This is a genomic window from Streptomyces sp. NPDC039462 (assembly GCF_055639375.1).
Window position 1 is genome coordinate 1,707,527 of record NZ_JBVKAO010000001.1, and the last position, 20,069, is coordinate 1,727,595.

At 72.0% G+C, this 20,069-nt stretch carries 17 protein-coding genes; 10 read left to right on the plus strand and 7 right to left on the minus strand.

Features of this window, described 5'->3' with window-relative positions; all coding sequences use genetic code 11:
• Positions 1 to 34 precede the first annotated feature (34 nt).
• Positions 35 to 250 carry a hypothetical protein gene (locus ACZ7LU_RS07075; protein WP_471915955.1) on the minus strand — a complete coding sequence of 72 codons (216 nt, stop codon included), beginning with the start codon at positions 248 to 250 and terminating at the stop codon, positions 35 to 37.
• A gap of 204 nt (positions 251 to 454) precedes the next feature.
• Here ACZ7LU_RS07075 and ACZ7LU_RS07080 point away from each other — a divergent pair, with 204 nt between their 5' ends.
• A complete protein-coding gene (locus tag ACZ7LU_RS07080; protein WP_398298744.1) occupies positions 455 to 1,231 on the plus strand; it encodes a polyprenol monophosphomannose synthase in 777 nt (258 codons plus the stop codon).
• Positions 1,232 to 1,271: 40 nt separating this feature from the next.
• On the opposite strand, the gene ACZ7LU_RS07085 is transcribed toward ACZ7LU_RS07080, so the two are convergent.
• A complete protein-coding gene (locus ACZ7LU_RS07085; RefSeq protein ID WP_471915956.1) occupies positions 1,272 to 2,036 on the minus strand; it encodes a bestrophin-like domain in 765 nt (254 codons plus the stop codon).
• 15 nt (positions 2,037 to 2,051) lie between these two features.
• The gene (locus tag ACZ7LU_RS07090) at positions 2,052 to 2,588 is read right to left on the minus strand and encodes a hypothetical protein (RefSeq protein ID WP_471915957.1); all 537 of its coding nucleotides are present in this window, start codon (positions 2,586 to 2,588) and stop codon (positions 2,052 to 2,054) included.
• 278 nt (positions 2,589 to 2,866) lie between these two features.
• Between ACZ7LU_RS07090 and ACZ7LU_RS07095 the strand changes: the two genes are divergently transcribed.
• The 4 genes from ACZ7LU_RS07095 (at position 2,867) to ACZ7LU_RS07110 (ending at position 7,775) form a co-directional block, all read left to right on the plus strand.
• A complete protein-coding gene (locus ACZ7LU_RS07095) occupies positions 2,867 to 3,841 on the plus strand; it encodes an SCO0930 family lipoprotein (RefSeq protein WP_468084095.1) in 975 nt (324 codons plus the stop codon).
• A 215-nt stretch (positions 3,842 to 4,056) separates the two neighbouring features.
• Positions 4,057 to 4,869: an SAM-dependent methyltransferase gene (locus ACZ7LU_RS07100; protein WP_468559119.1), complete on the plus strand. Its 813-nt coding sequence runs from the start codon at positions 4,057 to 4,059 to the stop codon at positions 4,867 to 4,869.
• A complete protein-coding gene (locus ACZ7LU_RS07105) occupies positions 4,866 to 7,013 on the plus strand; it encodes a putative bifunctional diguanylate cyclase/phosphodiesterase (RefSeq protein WP_470979463.1) in 2,148 nt (715 codons plus the stop codon). Before ACZ7LU_RS07100 ends, ACZ7LU_RS07105 begins: the two co-directional genes overlap by 4 nt.
• Before the next feature lie 3 nt (positions 7,014 to 7,016).
• The gene (locus ACZ7LU_RS07110; protein WP_471915958.1) at positions 7,017 to 7,775 is read left to right on the plus strand and encodes a VOC family protein; all 759 of its coding nucleotides are present in this window, start codon (positions 7,017 to 7,019) and stop codon (positions 7,773 to 7,775) included.
• 9 nt (positions 7,776 to 7,784) lie between these two features.
• Here the strand turns inward: ACZ7LU_RS07110 and ACZ7LU_RS07115 are convergent, their stop codons facing one another.
• A complete protein-coding gene (locus ACZ7LU_RS07115) occupies positions 7,785 to 8,660 on the minus strand; it encodes a LysR family transcriptional regulator (RefSeq protein WP_468559125.1) in 876 nt (291 codons plus the stop codon).
• Between the two features lie 95 nt (positions 8,661 to 8,755).
• Here ACZ7LU_RS07115 and ACZ7LU_RS07120 point away from each other — a divergent pair, with 95 nt between their 5' ends.
• From ACZ7LU_RS07120 to ACZ7LU_RS07135, 4 genes are all read left to right on the plus strand, one after another.
• Complete coding sequence (locus ACZ7LU_RS07120; RefSeq protein ID WP_398298729.1) at positions 8,756 to 9,463, plus strand: succinate dehydrogenase; 708 nt, start codon at positions 8,756 to 8,758, stop codon at positions 9,461 to 9,463.
• A gap of 3 nt (positions 9,464 to 9,466) precedes the next feature.
• A complete protein-coding gene (locus tag ACZ7LU_RS07125) occupies positions 9,467 to 11,425 on the plus strand; it encodes a fumarate reductase/succinate dehydrogenase flavoprotein subunit (RefSeq protein ID WP_468084101.1) in 1,959 nt (652 codons plus the stop codon).
• Entirely contained in the window at positions 11,422 to 12,168 is a 747-nt protein-coding gene (locus ACZ7LU_RS07130) for a succinate dehydrogenase/fumarate reductase iron-sulfur subunit (RefSeq protein WP_398298725.1), read from the plus strand. The genes ACZ7LU_RS07125 and ACZ7LU_RS07130 overlap by 4 nt, the downstream gene beginning before the upstream one ends.
• A gap of 91 nt (positions 12,169 to 12,259) precedes the next feature.
• Positions 12,260 to 13,774, plus strand: coding sequence for an acyl-CoA synthetase (locus ACZ7LU_RS07135; protein ID WP_471915959.1), 1,515 nt, complete (start codon positions 12,260 to 12,262; stop codon positions 13,772 to 13,774).
• Positions 13,775 to 13,829: 55 nt separating this feature from the next.
• Here ACZ7LU_RS07135 and ACZ7LU_RS07140 read toward each other — a convergent pair whose 3' ends face one another.
• From ACZ7LU_RS07140 to hppD, 3 genes are all read right to left on the minus strand, one after another.
• Entirely contained in the window at positions 13,830 to 16,181 is a 2,352-nt protein-coding gene (locus tag ACZ7LU_RS07140; RefSeq protein ID WP_471915960.1) for an ATP-binding cassette domain-containing protein, read from the minus strand.
• Positions 16,182 to 16,418: 237 nt separating this feature from the next.
• Positions 16,419 to 17,495 carry an alpha-hydroxy acid oxidase gene (locus ACZ7LU_RS07145; RefSeq protein WP_471916496.1) on the minus strand — a complete coding sequence of 359 codons (1,077 nt, stop codon included), beginning with the start codon at positions 17,493 to 17,495 and terminating at the stop codon, positions 16,419 to 16,421.
• A 52-nt stretch (positions 17,496 to 17,547) separates the two neighbouring features.
• Complete coding sequence (gene hppD, locus ACZ7LU_RS07150) at positions 17,548 to 18,669, minus strand: 4-hydroxyphenylpyruvate dioxygenase (protein WP_471915961.1); 1,122 nt, start codon at positions 18,667 to 18,669, stop codon at positions 17,548 to 17,550.
• Between the two features lie 198 nt (positions 18,670 to 18,867).
• Between hppD and ACZ7LU_RS07155 the strand changes: the two genes are divergently transcribed.
• Positions 18,868 to 20,016: a prephenate dehydrogenase gene (locus tag ACZ7LU_RS07155; protein ID WP_471915962.1), complete on the plus strand. Its 1,149-nt coding sequence runs from the start codon at positions 18,868 to 18,870 to the stop codon at positions 20,014 to 20,016.
• Positions 20,017 to 20,069: the final 53 nt, after the last annotated feature.

A 20,069-nucleotide genomic window follows, 5' to 3' on the forward strand; every position in this document is an offset into this window, starting at 1 on the left:
CCGCGGGTTCACGTCCTCGCCGCCGACGACGGCTTCATGACTTCGTCCACACGTGCGGTCCGCCCCGCCACTCGACGAGGTGCGGGTCGTCGAGCGCCATGTCGGCCTCGCCGAGCCCCGCGTGCCGCAGCAGCTCGGTCAGCTCGTGGTCGCTGTGTGCGACACCGACCTCCCGTCCGCGCACGGTGACCCGCCGTCCGCCGTCGGCGTCGGCGGGCGGATGGACGACGATCGGTGACTGCCAGGCCATGGCACCAGAGTGCGCCGTGCGGACGCGCGGCGCAGCGCGGTTCACGGCCAACGCGCGTCGGTTCGCGTCACCCCGCGCACCGACCGGGCACGCGCGGCAGGGCCGTTCCCGTGCCTCAACAGGCCGCCCACGCCCGGATGTTGGCGTACTTTCAAGATCCCTGTCGTACTGTGGTGCCGACCGCACGGAGAATCGCACGGGGGAATGATCGTGGAACAGGCGTCCCGGGCTGCTGACGCGGCCTCCCCGAAGGTCGTGGTGGTCGTCCCCACGTACGACGAACGGGAGAATCTGCCCCGCCTCGTCGGGCTGCTCAAGGAGCTGGAGCTGCCGAACCTGCACGTTCTCGTGGTCGACGACAATTCGCCCGACGGCACCGGCGACGTCGCCGACGGGATCGCGGCGGAGTCGGCCGGAACGGTCACGGTCCTGCACCGCACCGAGAAGGACGGCCTCGGCCGTGCCTATGTGGCCGGCATGACCCGCGCCCTCGCCGACGGCGCCGACGTGGTCGTCCAGATGGACGCCGACCTCTCGCACCCCGCGCGGGCGCTCCCGCTCATGGTGCGCACCCTGCTCGCGGGCGGCGACGACCTGGCCGTCGTGCTGGGTTCGCGGTACGTGGCGGGCGGCGCGCTCGCCACCGAGTGGGCCTGGCACCGCAAGGCGCTGTCCGCCTGGGCGAACTTCTACGTCAACGCCGTCCTGCGGCTCGGCGTCAAGGACGCCACGGCGGGCTTCAAGGCGTGGCGGGCCACCGCGCTGGCAGCGATCGACCTGCCGTCGGTGCGGAGCAACGGCTACTCCTTCCAGGTCGAGACGAACTACCGGGCGATCCGCCGCGGTCTGCGCATCGTCGAGGTGCCGATCACCTTCGAGGAGCGCGCCAGCGGCGAGTCGAAGCTCAGCCTGCGGGTGCAGGCGGAGTCGGCGATCACCCCGTGGAAGCTGCGGTTCGGCCGCCGGGGCGCGGGGAGCTGACGGGCAGGCCCGGCTCCCCGCGTCGAGGGGCGGGACCCGGTCAGCCGCCGAGATCCGGGAACAGCGCCCTGAACGGTTCCGCCGTCGCGGCGACGCCACGGCTGTAGGGCGCGTCGAAGTCCCAGATGAGGAAGAGCAGGAAGGCGAAGAGGGCGGAGAAGAGTCCGGCGAGGACCAGTTCGCGTGGGGTGCGGCGGATCTGCAGGGCGAAGAGCATGCCGATGGTGACCAGGCCTCCGGTGATGAGGCCGAACCAGACCACCGCGGGCATGGTCGCGCCGACGCTGTCCGCGCGGGCGCTGCGGGCGTCGTCCGCGGCCGCCACCGAGTCGACCAGCGGCTGATAGGCCTGCGCCTCGAAGTCCGACTTCGGCTCGTAGTCCGTCACGTCGTGCCGGATGCGGGCCAGCAGCTCCGCGCCGCGGTCGGTGAGTTCGTTCTTGGACCTCATGGTGTCCCACTCGGTGGTGACGACATGGCTGACATAAGTGTGGACATCGGCGCGGATACGGTTCCGGACCTCCTCGGGATAGATCCGCGCCCGCTCCGAGACCTCGTGCAGCGCCTGGGCCTCGAGGCGTACGTGTTCCTGGGCGGCGCCGCGCGCCTCCCACACTCCCGCGATGGCCAGACCGAGGACGATGGCGTACACGACACCGATCATCATCGTCATGTACTCGATGACGTCCGGGGTCTCGGACGCGTCGTAGTCCGCGCCGGTCCTGCGGTGGCGCAGCAGAGTCACGATGAGCACAACACCGCAAGCGGCCACCATCGCGAGGGTGAGAACAAGCCATTCCGACATGGAAACCTCCGGCGGTCAGCGCGGGCGGAGCGCGGCGACGGCGAGCACCGCGGGCGCCGTGATGAGCAGGGTGAGCGAGACGAGGGACGGGCCGTGGCGCGGCGGCTGCTTGCGGGGCGGGGCCTTGTACTCCGGATATTTCACGGCCGCGGGGGGCTTCGGCTTCGGAGGGCGGGCGGAGGGCTTGGGCTTGGGCTTGGGTTCGGGCTTCGGATCGGGTGCTGGGGCGGCGGACGGGGGTGGCGGGGGCGGCGGTGCCGCGGGCCGCGCGGACGGCTCGGGCGGTGGTGCCGGAGCGGGCGGCGGGGGTGGCTCCGGGGCGGGCGGCTTCGGAGGTGGGGGCGGTGGCGGGGGAGGCGGTGGCGGCGGCGGTGGCTTCGGGTGGTGTGTGGGCCCGGCCCAGCAGTCGCCGTCGCCCGAGACGGCCACGTTGTCGCCGCCCGAAGCGCCACCGTTCTGATTGATCGACGCGTACCCGCAGTTGTCGGCGGAGGCGGAGCCGGCGGCCGTCGACGCGGCGAGCAGCAACGCCAGCGCGACGAGCGCCAACACGCGTGCGACTAGGGGCGACAAGGCTCGTGGAGTTCCGTGCACGACGGGGAGCATGAGCCGCGTACGCCCTCGGCACGCCCGCGAAGCCCATGAATGACCCGAAGGAAGGACCCGCCCCCGACAGGGGTTCGACCGTGGGCGTCCCCGGCTCCGCCGCTCCCCGGTGCACAAAGAATCTTGCGGCGGGGTTGAACGCGACGGCCGTCCCGGCCCGTACCTAGGGCCATGTGTGACGCAACCGGGCGCCACAACACCTGTGCTGACACTGGGAGTCAAGGATGCTGCATCCAAGTGGGGGTTCCCCCCGGGCCAGGCGGAACGCCTCGCTCGTAGCGACAGCCGCGGCCCTGCTGGCGCTGACGACGGCGTGCGGTCAGGAGAAGGGCGACCAGTCTCCGAACGGGCAGAACGTGGGCAACGAGGCACCCGCGAAGAGCGACGGCTACGGCGCGGGCGACGGTTACGGGGAGGACTCCGGCGCCGCCGACAAGGGCGCGGGCGCCAAAGCGAAGTCCGCGGGCCAACTCGCCGTGTGGGACAGCAAGAAGCTCGGCAAGGTCGTCACCGACAGCGCGGGCTTCACCCTCTACCGCTTCGACAAGGACACCGCCCAGCCACCCAAGTCCAACTGCGACGCGGCCTGTCTGAAGGCGTGGCCCGTCGTCGCGGCCGACGGCTCCAAGGCCCCGCCGGGAGTCGACGCGTCCCTGCTCGGCGAGGTCACCGCCGCCGACGGCACCAAGCAGCTCACCATCGACGGCTGGCCGATGTACCGGTACGCGAAGGACACCCGGCCTGGCGACGCCAAGGGGCAGGGAGTCGGCGGCACTTGGTTCGCGGCCGCCCCCGACGGCAAGAAGGCCGCACCGGCGGCCGACACCGCCCCCGTCGACCCCGCGGGCCTGTCCACCCGCAAGGACCCGAAGCTCGGCGAGATCGTCGTCGACAAGAACGGCATGACCGTCTACCGCTTCACGAAGGACTCCGCCTGGCCGATGAAGTCGGCCTGCACCGGCGCCTGCCTCGACAAGTGGCCCGTCGTGGAGCCCGTGGACAAGAGCGCCACTCGAGGAATCCTCAAGAAGGGCTTTACCGTCTTCGACCGGCCCGACGGCAAGAAGCAGCAGACGATCGACTGCTGGCCGCTGTACACCTTCGCCGGTGACAAGAAGCCCGGGGACACCAACGGCCAAGGCGTGGGCGGCACTTGGTACGCCGCGAGCCCCTCGGGGAAAGCGGTGGGCGCTCCCTAGCGGCCAGAGCGGCAATCGGACAGACCGGCCCGTCCCCTCCCATATCACAGGGAGGGGACGGGCCGGTCCTTCGTGTGGGATAAGGCACTTGCCAAAGGCAGTGACCGAGAACGGACGACCAATTTCCGGTTTGACTCGCTCCCTTGGCGGACGATCAGTAGCCTCACCCTCGAACACCGGATCGCCCGTTCCGCCCCCTACGCCTTGGAGTCTTGATGGAGCGTCCCGCCTGGGCACCGCCGGGCATCGACATCTCGATGCCCAGCGTGTCCCGCATCTACGACTACTACCTGGGCGGTTCGCACAACTTCGAGGTGGACAGGGAGGCGGCCCGCGAGGCCATGGAGCACATGCCGGGCCTCCCGAAGATCATGCAGGCCAACCGCGCCTTCATGCGGCGCGCGGTGCGCCACGCCGTCGCCGAGGGCGTCACCCAGTTCCTCGACATCGGCTCCGGCATCCCGACGTTCGGCAACGTCCACGAGGTGGCGCAGGAGGCCAGCCCCGAGGCCCGCGTCGTGTACGTGGACCACGACCCGGTCGCCGTCGCGCACAGCCGCAGCGTGCTCGAAGGCACCGAGCGGACCGCGGCCCTCGCCGGCGACCTGCGCAAGCCCCGGGACATTCTGGGCAGTTCGGAGCTCGCTTCGGTCCTCGACCTGGACCGCCCGGTGGCGCTCCTCCTCGTCGCCGTCCTGCACTTCGTCGAGGACGCGTACGATCCTTGCGCGGCGGTCGCCGAGCTGCGGGACGCGACTGCGCCCGGCAGCCTCGTCATCCTCAGTCACGCCTCGTACGAAGGGATCCCCGTTCCCCCCGAGCAAGCCGGCCGGACGGTCGGTGTATACAAGAACATCCGCAATCCACTGATCATGCGCTCGCGCGACCAGATCGCGCGGTTCTTCGAGGGATACGACATGGTGGAACCCGGCCTGGTGCCGATGCCGCACTGGCGGCCCGACACCGCGCCCGAGGAGGAGGACCCGTACTCCTTCTCGGGATTCGCGGGCGTGGGACGGAAGCGTTGAGCGGCGAGCAGGACGGACCCGAGGGCAGACTCCGCAGGTTCGCCACCATCTGGAGCCGTGCGATCTTCCCCGTGACAGCCACCTCGCTGACCCGTCCCGAGTTCGAGCAGCAACTGGTGCCGCTCGCCAGGCGGTTGAACGACGCGCTCCAGGAGCGGGTCTTCGACGCGGCGAAGAGCCGGGCCGTCGGCGCCGCGCTCATCGGCACGCACTGCACCGACCCCGAGGCCCTCAGCCGCACCCTCGACTGCGTCGACGCCTATCTGGTCCTCTACTGCGGCGGCGAAGGACCTCAGGAAGCGCTGCGGGCCCGCTCCGCGCGCATCCAGCACGCCATGGCCGCGGGCTTCGCCCAGGCGCTGCGGGAACGCACCCTCGCCGAGCAGGAAGCGATCTCCCGCGCCGCCCTGAGCGCGCGCAGCGCCGTCGCCGAGGCCCTGCACGCCAGCGAGGCCCGCTTCCGCGCCGTCTTCCACGGCGCCGCGATCGGCATCGGGATCGCGGATCTCGAAGGCCGGATCCTCGAGGTCAACGACGCGCTGATCCGCATGTTCGGCGGCCTGGAGCACCAGCTCCGGGGACGCAACGTGGGGGAGTGGACCCACCCTGACGACTCGCCGCACGTCTGGAAGCTGTACGAGGAGCTCGTGCGCGGCGAGCGTGAGCACTACCGCGTGGAGAAGGCCTTCTACCGCCCCGACGGCACGGTGCTGTGGACGAACCTGACCGTGTCGCTGCTGCGCGACGCGGACGGCGCCCCGCAGTACCAGCTGGCGCTGATGGAGGACACCACCGAGCGCCGCCTGCTCAACCTCCGCCTGCGGTACGAGGCGACGCACGACGCGCTCACCGGCCTGCCCAACCGCACCCTGTTCTTCGAGCGTCTGGAGAAGGCCCTCGCGGCGGGCGCGGACGCCCGCTTCGGGCTCTGCTACCTCGACCTGGACGGCTTCAAGACCGTCAACGACAGCCTCGGGCACGCGGCAGGCGACCGGCTGCTCGTCGAGGTCGCCGACCGGCTGCAGTCCTGCGCGACCGCTCCCGGCGAGATGGTGGCCCGGCTCGGCGGCGACGAGTTCGTGGCGCTCACCACGGGACCGGACACCGAGACCGAGGTGGACGAGCTCGCCGGACGCATCATGAACGCGCTCGCCGCCCCCATCCGCGTCGACGGCCGCGAGCTGACCGTGCGCGGCAGCATCGGCATCGTGGAGGGCCCCGCGGGCGAGCGCGGCGCCGCGGAGGTCCTGCGCAGCGCCGACATCACGATGTACCGCGCCAAGTCCGCGGGCGGCAACCGCTACGAACTCGCCGACCCCGAGGCCGACGCGCGCGCCATCACCCGGCACGGCCTGACCACCGCGCTGCCCGCCGCCCTGGAGCGCGGCGAGTTCTTCATCGAGTACCAGCCGCTCGTGCACCTCGCCGACGGCAGCGTGCGCGGCGCCGAGGCGCTGGTGCGCTGGCTGCACCCGCAGCACGGCGTCATCGGCCCGGACCGCTTCATCCCGCTCGCCGAGCACACCGGCCTGATCGTGCCGCTCGGCCGCTGGGTCCTCGCGGAGTCCGTACGCCAGGCCCGCCTGTGGGAGGCGCGCACCCTCGACGGGGCGGCCGCCGCCGGGCCCCTGCGCGTCAACGTGAACCTCTCACCCATGCAGCTGACCCACCCCGGCCTGGTCTCCGACACGGTCGACATCCTGGAGCGCGAGGGCCTGGAGCCGGGCGCACTCTGCCTGGAGGTCACCGAGTCCGCCCTGATAGGGGCCGACGACGACCTGCTCAAGCCGCTGCGCAGGCTCGCCGAGATGGGCGTGGACATCGCGCTCGACGACTTCGGCACGGGCTACTCCAACCTCGCCAACCTGCGCCGTCTGCCGGTGAGCGTGCTCAAGCTGGACCGCTCGTTCACCCAGGGCATGCAGCACTTCCCCGCCGACCCCGTCGACCTGAAGATCGTCGAGGGGATCGTCGCGCTCGCGCACAGTCTCGACCTCGCGGTCACCGTCGAGGGCGTCGAGACGGGCGCGCAGGCGGACCAGCTGCGGGAGCTCGGCTGCGACACGGCGCAGGGCTGGTACTACGCCCGCCCGGGCCCGCCCGACCGGCTGCACGAGCTGGCCCTCGCCGACGCGACGGGCTGACCCGTGATCCGCTGGACGTACGCCTTCATCGACCGGCCCCGCGACCGCTTCGCCCGGGCCTGCGCCTTCTGGACTGCGGTCACCGGCACGCGCCTGTCCGAACTCCGGGGCGCCGACGCCGAGTTCGCGACGCTGCTGCCGCGCGCCCCCGCCGACGCGTGCGTGAAGGCGCAGGCCGTGGCGGGGCCCGCCGGCGCACACCTCGACCTCGCGGTGGACGACGTCGCCGCGACGGCGCGGGAGGCTCGCGGCCTCGGCGCCGCCCCGGTGCACGCGGAGGAGGGCCTCGAAGTCCTGCGCTCGCCGGGCGGGCAGCTGTTCTGCGTCGTGCCCTGGGCGGGGGAGACGGCCCGACCGGCGCCGGTGGAGGTGCCCGGCGGTGCCACCAGCCGCCTGGACCAGGTGTGCCTGGATGTGACCCCGGAGGCGTACGAGAGGGAAGTCGCCTTCTGGGTGGCGCTCACGGGGTGGGAGTCCGTAGCGGGCAGCCGTTCCGAGTTCCATGTCGTGCAGTCGCCTCCGGACCTCCCGGTCCGGCTCCTGTTGCAGCGTCTCGGCCCGGACGGGCGCACCGGGGCCCACCTCGACCTGGCCTGTTCGGACCCGGACGCGGTGCGCGCCCGGCACGAGAGCCACGGGGCGGTCTTCGTATCGCGTGGCGCGCACTGGCTCGTGATGCGGGACCCGGCGGGCGGCACGTACTGCCTGACGGGCCGTGACCCTTCGACGGGCACGCTGCCGCCCAGGAAAGAGGCACGTTAACGCGCTGCCTCAGCGGGCCAGCAGCATCCGCTGGAGTTCCCGCGCCGCCCGCGGCGGTGCCACGTCGCTGCGGTGGGCGAGCGCGATCGTGCGGTGCAGGCTCGGGCTGGCCAGGGGCGTCATCCGCAGGTCGGGTCCGGAGCGCTCCGCGACCATGCGCGGGACGACCGCCACCCCGAGCCCGGCCCGCACGAAGCCGAGCACCGCGTCCATCTCGCCGCCCTCCACCGCGAACTCGGGCTCGAACCCCGCGGCGCGGCAGGCGGTGACGGTGAGCTCCCGCAGGTCGTAGCCGTGCCGGAACATCACGAGGCGCTCGCCCTGCAGATCCGCGATCCGGACCGCCCCGCCGAGGCCCCGCCAGGTCGGCGATGACACCACGACCAGGTCCTCGCGGAGCAGCTCCACGGTCGTCAGGGCGGGTGACGGCGACGGCAGCGGCAGCACCACAAGGGCCAGGTCGAGGGCGCCGCGCGCCAGTTCGCGTACGAGATCGTGGGAGCCGCCCTCCTCGATGAGGAGCTGGATGCCGGGGTGGCGGTCGTGGAAGGCGCGGAGCACGTCCGGCAGCAGACCCGTGCACACGCTCGGCGTGGCACCGAGGCGGATGCGGCCGCGGCGCAGCTGCGCCAGCTCCTGCACCTCGATCCGGGCGGTGTCCGCGTCGGCGAGGATCCGGCGGGCCAGCGGCAGCAGCGCCTCGCCCGCGTCGGTGAGGGTGATGTTGCCCCGGGCCCGGCTGAAGAGCTCCGCACCCAGCTCCTTCTCCAGCGCCCGGATCTGCTGCGAGAGCGACGGCTGCGAGACGTGCACCGCCTCCGCGGCCCGCGTGAAGTGCCGGGTCTCGGCGACCGCGACGAAGTAGTGCAGCTGCTGGAATTGCATACCCGCAGGATACGGCGGCCGATAGGCAGAGGCTATGGAGATGAGCCGAACCATCTCTTGGACCGATGGGGACTTTCGGCCGTAGCGTCTCAGACATGGCTCTGGCAACGCGGACGGACAAACGACCGTCCATGACCCGCACGCTGTGGGACTCCACCATCGGCAAGAAGACGGTGATGGCGGTGAGCGGCTTGATCATGCTGCTCTACCTGTTCCTGCACATGATCGGGAACCTGAAGATCTTCTTCGGCCCGGCGGAGATCAACCACTACGCGCACTGGCTCCGCACGATCGGCGAGCCCTTCATGCACTACGAGTGGACGCTCTGGCTGCTCCGCGTGGTGCTCGTCGTCGCCGTCGTCGCGCACGCCACCGCCGCGTACCAGCTGAGCCGCCGCGACATCAGGGCGCGCCCCACCCAGTACGTGCACAAGAGGCGCGAGGCGAGCTTCGCGACCCGCACCATGCGCTGGGGCGGCATCATCCTCGCCCTCTTCATCGTCTGGCACATCCTCGACCTGACGACCGGCACCGTGCACCCGGGGAACTACCAGCACCTGCACCCGTACCAGAACATCATCGACACCTTCTCCACCTGGTACGGCAACGTCATCTACATCGTCGCCGTGGTCGCCGTCGGCTTCCACGTGCGGCACGGACTGTGGAGCGCCGCACAGACCCTGGGCGTGGGCACCGCGACCCGCGACCGCGTCCTCAAGCCCCTGGCCAACGGCCTCGCCGTCGTGCTGACCGTGGGCTTCGTCTCCGTACCCGTCGCCGTCATGACCGGACTGGTGAGCTGACCCATGAACCACTCCAGTGAGTACTCCGCGTACACGACGGGAGAGCCGCTCGTCGACACCAAGGCCCCCGGCGGGCCGATCGCCGAGCGCTGGGACACCCGCCGCTTCGAGGCGAAGCTGGTCAACCCGGCCAACCGCCGCAAGCAGACCGTGATCGTCGTCGGCACCGGCCTGGCCGGCGGCTCCGCCGGAGCCACCCTCGCCGAACAGGGCTACCACGTCGTCCAGTTCTGCTACCAGGACTCCCCGCGCCGCGCCCACTCGATCGCCGCGCAGGGCGGCATCAACGCCGCGAAGAACTACCGCAACGACGGCGACTCCATCCACCGCCTCTTCTACGACACCGTCAAGGGCGGCGACTTCCGCGCCCGCGAGTCCAACGTGCACCGCCTCGCGCAGATCTCCGTCGAGATCATCGACCAGTGCGTCGCGCAGGGCGTGCCGTTCGCCCGCGAGTACGGCGGGCTCCTCGACACCCGCTCCTTCGGCGGCGTCCAGGTGTCCCGCACCTTCTACGCCCGCGGCCAGACGGGGCAGCAACTGCTCCTCGGCGCCTACCAGGCGCTCAGCCGGCAGATCGCCGCGGGGAACGTGGAGATGCATCCGCGTACGGAAATGCTCGACGTCATCGTCGTCGACGGGCGGGCGCGCGGCATCGTCGCCCGCGACCTGATCACCGGGAAGATCGACACGTACTTCGCCGACGCCGTCGTCCTCGCATCCGGCGGCTACGGCAACGTCTTCTACCTGTCGACGAACGCCATGAACTCCAACGCCACCGCCGTCTGGCGGGCCCACCGGCGCGGCGCTTATTTCGCCAACCCCTGCTTCACCCAGATCCACCCCACCTGCATCCCGCGCACCGGCGACCACCAGTCCAAGCTCACCCTGATGAGCGAGTCGCTGCGCAACGACGGCCGCATCTGGGTGCCGAAGGCGCGCGGCGACCAGCGGCCGCCGAACGAGATCCCCGAGGACGAGCGCGACTACTACCTGGAGCGCATCTACCCCTCCTTCGGCAACCTCGTGCCCCGCGACATCGCCTCCCGCGCCGCGAAGAACGTCTGCGACGAGGGGCGCGGCGTCGGGCCCGGCGGGCAGGGCGTCTACCTGGACTTCGCCGACGCCATCCGGCGCATGGGCAAGAAGAAGGTCGAGGAGAAGTACGGCAACCTCTTCGACATGTACGAGCGGATCACCGCGGAGAACCCGTACGAGGTGCCGATGCGGATCTACCCCGCCGTGCACTACACGATGGGCGGCCTGTGGGTCGACTACGACCTCCAGACCACCGTCCCCGGCCTCTTCGCGGTCGGCGAGGCCAACTTCTCCGACCACGGCGCCAACCGGCTCGGCGCGAGCGCCCTCATGCAGGGCCTCGCCGACGGCTACTTCGTCCTGCCGTCCACCATCAACGACTACCTCGCGCGCAACCCGCACAAGGACGAGGTGAGCGACGAGCACCCCGTCGTCCAGGAGGTCCTCGCCGAGACTGAGGACCGGCTGAACCTCCTCCTCTCCGTCGACGGCGACCGCACCCCCGACTCCTTCCACCGCGAACTGGGCGAAGTCATGTGGGAGTTCTGCGGCATGGCCCGCACGGAGGCGGGGCTGCGCAAGGCCCTGGAGCGCATCCCGCAGATCCGCGAGGAGTTCTGGCGCCGCATCAAGGTGCCCGGCACCGGCGAGGAGTTCAACCAGTCCCTGGAGAAGGCCAACCGCATCGTCGACTACCTCGAACTCGCCGAGCTGATGTGCCTCGACGCCCTGCACCGCGCCGAGTCCTGCGGCGGTCACTTCCGCGAGGAGTCGCAGACGCCCGACGGCGAGGCCGCCCGCCGCGACGAGGAGTTCTCCTACGCCGCCGCCTGGGAGTTCACCGCCACCGGCGAGGCCCCCGTCCTTCACAAAGAAGACCTCGTCTTCGAGTACGTCCACCCCACTCAGCGGAGCTACGCATGAAGCTCACCCTGCGCGTCTGGCGCCAGAAGAACGCCGACGCCGACGGCGCGATGTCCACCTACGAGGTGGACGGCATCTCCTCGGACATGTCCTTCCTGGAGATGCTCGACACCCTCAACGAAGAGCTCATCGTCAAGGGCGAGGACCCCGTCGCCTTCGACCACGACTGCCGCGAGGGCATCTGCGGCGCCTGCTCGCTCGTCATCAACGGCGACGCGCACGGGCCCGAGCGCACCACCACCTGCCAGCTCCACATGCGGTCCTTCAAGGACGGCGACACGATCGACATCGAGCCGTGGCGCGCCGCCGCGTTCCCGGTCGTCAAGGACCTGGTGGTGGACCGCTCCGCCTTCGACCGCATCATCCAGTCCGGCGGCTACATCAGCGCCCCGACCGGCTCCGCCCCCGAGGCCCACGCGGCCCCGGTGCCGAAGCCGGACGCCGACTTCGCCTTCGAGCACGCCGAGTGCATCGGCTGCGGGGCGTGCGTCGCGGCCTGCCCCAACGGGTCGGCCATGCTCTTCACCTCGGCCAAGGTCAACCACCTCAACGTGCTTCCGCAGGGTGCGCCCGAGCGGGAGACCCGGGTCCTCGACATGGTCGCGCAGATGGACGCGGAGGGGTTCGGCGGCTGCACGCTGACCGGCGAGTGCGCCACCGCCTGCCCGAAGGGCATTCCGCTGCCGTCCATCGCCGCGATGAACAAGGAGTGGCTGCGGGCCACCCGGAAGGTGAGCCGGTAGCTCCGGCGGTGGGGCCGGGTGGGACCCGCGGGTCCGATGTGGCCGGTCGCGCAGTTCCCCGCGCCCCTGAGAGGCGCGTACCTTGCGCCCCATGTATCCCGGAGCGTACGACCCCGCGAGGACGGCCGTCGTCAGCGCCGACGGCACACGGACCCTCACCTACGGACAACTCGAAGAACGCTCCCTGCGGCTCGCGGACCATCTGCGGGCCGCGGGTCTGCGCCGGGGCGACCACCTCGCCCTGCTCTGCGACAACGACCCGCGCGCCATGGAGGTCTACTGGGCGGCCATGCGCTCCGGGCTCTATCTCACCGCCGTCAACCATCACTTGACGGCGGAGGAGGCCGCCTACATCGTGCGCGACTGCGGGGCGGGCGCGCTGATCGTCGCCGGATCGCTCGCCGAACTGGGCGCGCAGGTAACGGAGTTGGCGGGCGGGCCGCAGCTCGTGCTCGGGCTCGACGACGGGTCGTACGACAAGGCGCTGGAGGCCGCCTCCGCCGTGCCGCCCGAGCGGCAGCCGCTCGGTACCGACATGCTCTACTCCTCCGGCACCACAGGACGGCCGAAGGGCATCGAGCCGGCCCTCCCCGAAGGAGACGTGCGGGACGGGCCCACGACGTACACCGTGGTCTTCCAGGCGATGTACGGCTTCGGCGAGGACACCGTCTACCTCTGCCCCGCGCCGATCTACCACGCGGCACCCCTGCGCTTCTGCGGTGTGGTGACCGCGCTCGGCGGCACCGTCGTCCTGATGGAGTCCTTCGACGCCGAGGCGGCCCTCGCGGCCGTGCAGCGGCACAGGGTGACGCACAGTCAGTGGGTGCCGACCATGTTCGTGCGCATGCTGAAGCTCCCCGCGGAGGTGCGCGAGCGGTACGACCTGTCGTCGATGAAGGTCGCCATCCACGCCGCCGCGCCCTGCCCCATCGAGGTCAAACGGCGGATGATGGAGTGGTGGGGGCCCGTCCTGTACGAGTACTACTCGTCGACGGAGGGCAACGGCATCACCTTCATCTCCCCGCAGGAGTGGCTGCGCAAGCCCGGGTCCGTCGGCCGGGACGGGTTCCTCGGAACCCTGCGGATCTGCGACGAGGAGGGGCGGGTCCTGCCGCCCGGCGAGACCGGGACGGTCTACTTCGAGCGCGACGAACCGTCCTTCCGCTACCACAAGGACGAGACCCGCACCCGCGAGGCCCAGCACCCCGAGCACCCGAACTGGACGACCACCGGCGACATCGGCCACGTCGACGAGGACGGCTACCTCTTCCTCACCGACCGCAAGGCCTTCATGATCATCTCGGGCGGTGTGAACGTCTACCCGCAGGAGGCCGAGGACGTCCTCGTGCTGCACCCGGCCGTCGCCGACGTCGCGGTCGTCGGGGTGCCCGACCCGGAGATGGGCGAGGCGGTCAAGGCGGTCGTCCAGGTCGAGCCGGGCGTCGAGCCCGGACCCGGACTGGAGCGCGAACTCATCGCCTTCGCCCGGGACCGCCTCGCGCACTACAAGGCTCCCCGCAGCGTCGACTTCACCGCGTCCCTGCCGCGCACACCCACGGGCAAGCTGGCGAAGTCGCGGCTGCGCGACGCTTATCGGAACGGGTGACGCGTGTCGGAACGGGTGATGGGCCGGGCCCGCGCCGCCGGTGCCGTGCCGCCGGTCATCCGCCCGGCGTGCCCAGCGCACGGGCCAGGTACGGCGCCGTGCGACTGTTCTCCGCGCGGGAGACCTCCGCCGGGGTGCCCGTCGCCACGATCCGGCCGCCCCGGTCGCCGCCGCCCGGGCCCAGGTCGATCACGTGGTCGGTGACCGCCACCATCGCCATGTCGTGCTCGACGACGACCACGGAGTTGCCCGCGTCGACCAGCTCGTGCAGGCGGTGCGTGAGGAGTTCGGCGTCGGCCGGGTGCAGGCCCGTCGTGGGCTCGTCCAGGAGGTAGAGCGTGTGGCCCCGCCGGACGCGCTGCAACTCGCCCGCCAGCTTGATGCGTTGGGCCTCACCGCCGGACAGCTCCGTGGCCGGCTGGCCGAGCCGCAGGTAGCCGAGGCCGACGTCGAGGAGCGTGCGCAGGCTGCGTACGACGGGCGGGGTGTCGGCGAAGAACTCCGCGGCGGACTCCACGGTCAGGTCGAGGACCTCCGCGATGTTCCTGCCCCGATACGTCACTTCGAGCGTCTCGGGGTTGTACCGGGCGCCCGCGCAGTCGGGGCACGGCGCGTACGTGCTCGGCAGGAAGAGCAGCTCGACGCTGACGAACCCCTCGCCCTGGCAGGTCTCGCACCGCCCGCCCGCCACGTTGAAGGAGAACCGGCCCACGCCGTAACCGCGCTCCTTCGCCGTCTCCGTGGCCGCGAAGACCTTGCGGACGACGTCGAAGAGACCGGTGTAGGTGGCGAGGTTGGAGCGGGGGGTGCGCCCGATCGGCTTCTGGTCGACGCGGACCAGCCTGCCGACGCCCGGCAGGTCCTCGGTGATCTCGCCGACGAGCGTGGACTTGCCCGAGCCCGACACGCCGGTGACGGCCGTGAACGCGCCGAGCGGGATCTCCGCCGTCACCTCGCGGAGGTTGTGCCGGGTGACCGGGCCGACCTTCAACCAGCCCTGGGCGGCGCGCACTTCACGTGCGGGGACGGGTGATGCGTCGAAGAGGAAGCGGGCCGTCGCCGACTCCCGGACGCCCGCGAGCTCCGCCACCGGGCCGCTGTGCAGGATCCGCCCGCCGTGCTCGCCCGCCTGCGGGCCGACGTCGACGAGCCAGTCCGCGTGCCGCATGACATCGAGGTGGTGCTCGACGACGAAGACGGAGTTGCCTGCCTCCTTGAGCCGGTCGAGGACCGTCAACAGGGCCTCCGTGTCCGCCGGATGGAGTCCCGCCGACGGCTCGTCCAGGACGTACACCACACCGAAGAGCCCCGAGCGCAGCTGGGTCGCGAGGCGCAGGCGCTGCAGTTCGCCCGCCGACAGGGTGGGCGCGGCGCGGTCCGGGCTGAGGTAGCCGAGGCCGAGCTCGGTGACGGTCGCGATGCGGGCCAGCAGGTCTTCGGTCAGGACGCGCGCCGTCTCCGACGAGCCGGCCGCGCCGGCGAGGACGTCGGCGAGCTCGGAGAGCGGCAGCGCGGCGAGCTCGGCGATCGTACGGCCCGCGAACGTCACCGCCATCGCCTCCGGCCGCAGCCTGCTCCCGCCGCACGCCGGGCACGGCGCGCTCGCCAGGAACCGCTCGGCCCTGGCGCGCAGCGTCTGGCTCTTGGAGTCCGCGAAGGTCTTCAGCACATAGCGCCGGGCGCTCATGTAGGTGCCCTGGTAGGGGCGGTGGATCCGGCCGGCCTCCCGCACCGGGTGGACCGTCACGACCGGCTGCTCGTCCGTGAACAGGATCCAGTCGCGGTCCTCCTGCGGCAGTTCGCGCCAGGGGCGGTCCACGTCGTGGCCGAGGGCGTCGAGGACGTCCCGCAGGTTCTTGCCCTGCCAGGCGCCGGGCCAGGCGGCGATGGCGCCCTCGCGGATGGACAGCGAGGGGTCGGGGACCAGCAGCTCCTCGGTGGTCCGGTGGACGCGGCCCAGGCCGTGGCACTCGGGGCACGCGCCGGCCGTCGTGTTGGGCGAGAAGGCGTCCGAGTCGAGCCGTTCGGCGCCCTCCGGGTAGCGGCCCGCGCGCGAGAAGAGCATCCGCAGGGAGTTGGAGAGCGTGGTCACCGTGCCGACGGAGGAGCGGGAGGTCGGCGCCGAGCGGCGCTGCTGGAGCGAGACGGCCGGCGGCAGCCCGGTGATCTCGCCGACCTTCGGGGCGCCCACCTGGTGGATCAGCCGCCTGGCGTACGGCGCGACGGACTCGAAGTAGCGCCGCTGGGCCTCGGCGTAGATCGTGCCGAACGCGAGCGAGGACTTCCCCGAACCCGAGACGCCCGTGAAGACCGCGAGGACGTCGCGCGGGATGTCCACGTCGACGCCCTGGAGGTTGTGCTCCCGGGCACCCCGGACGCGTACGAACGGATCGTGGGGGCTGTGCATGGTGGGACTCCGTACGCGGCTCGGGGGCAAACCCCACAATTCTAGGCCGCGGGCGGCCGCGCGAGCCGGTAGGGGTGAATAGGGGTGTCGCAATAGGGGTCGGAATTGTGGTACGCCGGCGTCGGCAGTCGATCCGGGCGCTTTCTGGAAAGGCACGGGGAACGCATTCCGTGGATATTGCGCAGCCGTTCCTTCACGCGGTGCCCCAGGAATTCCAAGGTCCGCCCCGCGACGGATTCACCAGTCCCGTCGGACCGCCCGCAGTGCGCGCGCCGCAGTCACGTCCGCGCATCCCGCGAGCCCCAGCGCGTCCCGGAACTCGTCCGACAGGAGTTCGAGGACCCGCCGCGCCCCGTCCTCACCGCCCACCGCGAGACCCCAGAGCGGCGGGCGCCCCACCAGCACGCCGGACGCGCCGAGAGCCAGCGCCCTGAGCACGTCCGTACCGCTGCGGATGCCGCTGTCCAGCAGGACCTCGCACCGGCCGGCCAGCGCCGCCACCACGTCCGGCAGCGCGTCGACGCTCGGCACCGCGCCGTCCAGCTGGCGGCCGCCGTGGTTCGAGACCACCACGGCGTCGACCCCGCACTCGGCGGCACGCACCGCGTCCTCGGCCGCGAGGACACCCTTCAGGACCAGCGGCAGCCCGGTCCGCTCCCGCAGCGCCACCACCGACGACCACGTCAGCGACGACGAGAACGCCGCCTCGGTGTGCGCGGCCAGCGCGGAAGCCGCGCCGGAAGGAGGCCGGTGGGCCGCGGAGGACCCCGCCGCGAGGTGGGCGGCGCGCACGTGGTCCGGCAGAGCGAACCGGTTGCGCACGTCGCGCAGCCTGCGGCCCATCCACGGCACGTCGACCGTCAGCACGATCGCCTCCGCGCCGGCGTCCTCGGCCCGCCGGACCAGGTCGAGGGAGCGCCCCGGCTCCCGCAGCCAGTACAGCTGGAACCAGACGGCACCGCCGACCGCGGTGAGCCGCTCGACCGGGACGCTGCTGAGGGTGCTCGCGGTGAACGGCACCCCGACCGCCTTCGCCGCCCGGGCGGCGGCCAGTTCTCCCTCGGGGTGCACGAGCCGCTGGTAGGCGACCGGCGCGACCGCGAGCGGCAGCCGGGCCGGTCGCCCGAGCAGGGTGGCCTCCGTCGTGCACCGCGACACGTCCCGGAGGAGGCGCGGCACGACGAAGACCCGGTCGAGGGCGGCGCGGTTGGCGCCGAGTGTCACCTCCGCGCCACTGCCGCCGCCCACGAAGTCCCGGACGGCGGCGGGCAGGACCGCGTCGGCGGCGCGTTCCGCGTCGGCCAGACAGTGCAGACCGTCGGCCGAGGCCGTGGTCGGGGCCGTGGCCGACGTCGGGGGATTCGCCTCAGCGCTGGTCGAAGCCACGCTGCTTCGTCCGCTCCAGCTCCACCGCTTCGTAGAGCGCCTTGATGTTCGCGCTGCCGAAGGTCGCCGCTCCCTGGCGTTCGATGACCTCGAAGAACAGGGTCTTCCGCGGGTGGGTCGACGCCGTGAAGATCTGGAAGAGCCGCCCGTCGTGGTCCTCGTCGGCGAGCACGTGCGTCGAGCGCAGGTCGGCCAGCCGCTGCTCGCCCAGCTCGACGCGCCGGCCCAGCAGGTCGTAGTACGACGACGGGGTGCGCAGGAACGTCACGCCGCGCTCCGACAGGGCCCGCACCGAACCCACCGCGTCCCGCGAGGAGAACGCCAGGTGCTGGACGCCCGCGCCCCCGTGCCCCTTGAGGAACTCGTCGATCTGGCCGGTGGCGGCCGACGTGTCGGGCTCGATGAGGGTCAGGGTCACGGTCCCCGAGCGGCTCTGCACGACCTTCGACTCCATGGCCTGCGTGCCCACGACGATGTGCTCCTCGAAGACGAACCGGAAGCCGAGGGCGTCGCGGTAGTACGCGACCATCGCGTCGAGGTCGCCCGCGGGCAGGCACACCGCGACGTGGTCGAGCTCCAACAGGCCGACCGCGTCGGACCGTTCGCCGCCCGGCGCCTCCACAGGGACGTGGCCGACGGGCAGCCCGGGTCCTTCCCCGGGGGCGCGCCGGACGAGCGTGTGGACCAGGTCACCGAAGCCGCGGAGCGCCGCGGTGGTGCCGGGCCCCTCCTCGGTCCGTGGCGTCGGGTGCCGGTGGGCCCGGGCGCCGCGCGCGAGCGCCGCGTGGAAGGCCGCTTCCGGGTCGGCGGTGCGGAGCGCGATGTCCGCGACGCCGTCGCCGTGGGCCAGCACGTACGCGGACGCGGGGTGCAGCTCGGAGGTCGCCTGGGTCAGGACGAGCGTGATCTCCCCTTGGCGCACGGTGATGCCGCGGTGCTCCGCGGAGGCGCTGGTGCCGATCACGGTGAAGGCGTACCGGTCGGTCCAGTGGGCCACCGCCGCGTCCAGGTCCTCGACGTACATCTCCACGTAGTCGATGGAGAGATCCGCGAGCGGATCCGCTGATTCTGCTGATTCCGGTGATTCCGATAATTCCCTCATGAGTGTCTCCAGATCCGGAGAGAAATGAGCTCCTGGGACTCTACGAGCCCGGTCGCGAATCTGGCTACGGCAGATATGGACGCCGGACTTCGCCGTCCAGCGAGGCGACTTCGCGGGGCCGCGGATAAAACCCGCGGCCCCTTATCCTTCAGCTTTCGGTTTATGGCCGATGGCCTTTTGGACGGGTGATGACTTGTGATGCGCACCATGGCCGTCATCGGGACGGGCCTGATCGGCACCTCCGTCGCGCTGGCCGTGAGCCGGCGGGGCGTGACGGTGTACCTGTCCGACCGTGACCCCGCCGCGGCCCGGACGGCCGCCGCGCTCGGCGCCGGACTCGCGAGGACGCCGGCCGAACCGGTGGACCTGGCCGTGCTCGCCGTACCGCCCAGCCAAGTGGGCGCCGTGCTCGCCGAGGCACAGGAGCGCCGCCTCGCCGACAGCTACACCGACGTGGCGTCCGTGAAGGCCGAGCCGGAGCGGGCCGCGCTGAGCCACGCCCCCGACCCGGACCGGTACGTCGGCGGCCACCCCCTGGCTGGACGGGAGCGCTCGGGCCCGCTCGCCGCCCGCGCCGACCTGTTCCGGGGCCGCAGCTGGGTGCTGACCCCGTCCCCGCTCACCTCGGACGAGACCTTCGACCGGGCCCTGGAACTGGTCGCCCTGTGCGGTGCCGCCCCGGTCGTGATGCGCAGCAAGGAACACGATGCCGCCGTCGCCGTGACCTCCCACGTACCCCACCTCATGGCCAGCCTGATGGCCGCACGGCTGTGCGAGGGCCCGGCCGACCTGCCCCGACTCGCCGGGCAGGGCCTGCGCGACGCCACCCGGATCGCGGGCGGCGACTCGCGGCTCTGGGGCGACATCCTCCAGGCCAACGCCCCGGCGATCGCCGGCGTCCTCAGGGACCTGCACAGGGACCTCTCCCGCCTCGTTCCGGCACTGGACGCGCTCGCCACCCCCGGCGGGCGGGAGCGGGACGTCGGCATGCAGACCCTGGTGGACCTGCTCGACCGGGGCATCTCCGGCCTCGCGGAGATCCCGGACGCCCGGTCCGGCGCCTCGCCCGAAGACCTGCGCGTACGGGTCGCCGTCTCGGACCGTCCCGGCGAACTGGCGCGGCTCCTCGCCGCCGTGGCGGACCTCGGCATCGTCGCGGACGACGCGCGGGTCGAGGACGCCCGGGCCGGGGGTGACGCGGACGGCGGAGGGTTCGCCGTACGCTTCACCGTCCCGCCGCGCACCGCGGACCGGCTCGTGGCCGTGCTCGGCGCCAGGGGATGGGACGCCGTTGTCGTACGGGACACGACCGTCCCGGCGGGCCCGTCGGACCGTCGCCCCGCGTGACCGCCGCCCGTCGTGTTGAAGCGTGTCCGCGCCTGTCCAAGTGTGCGAATCGG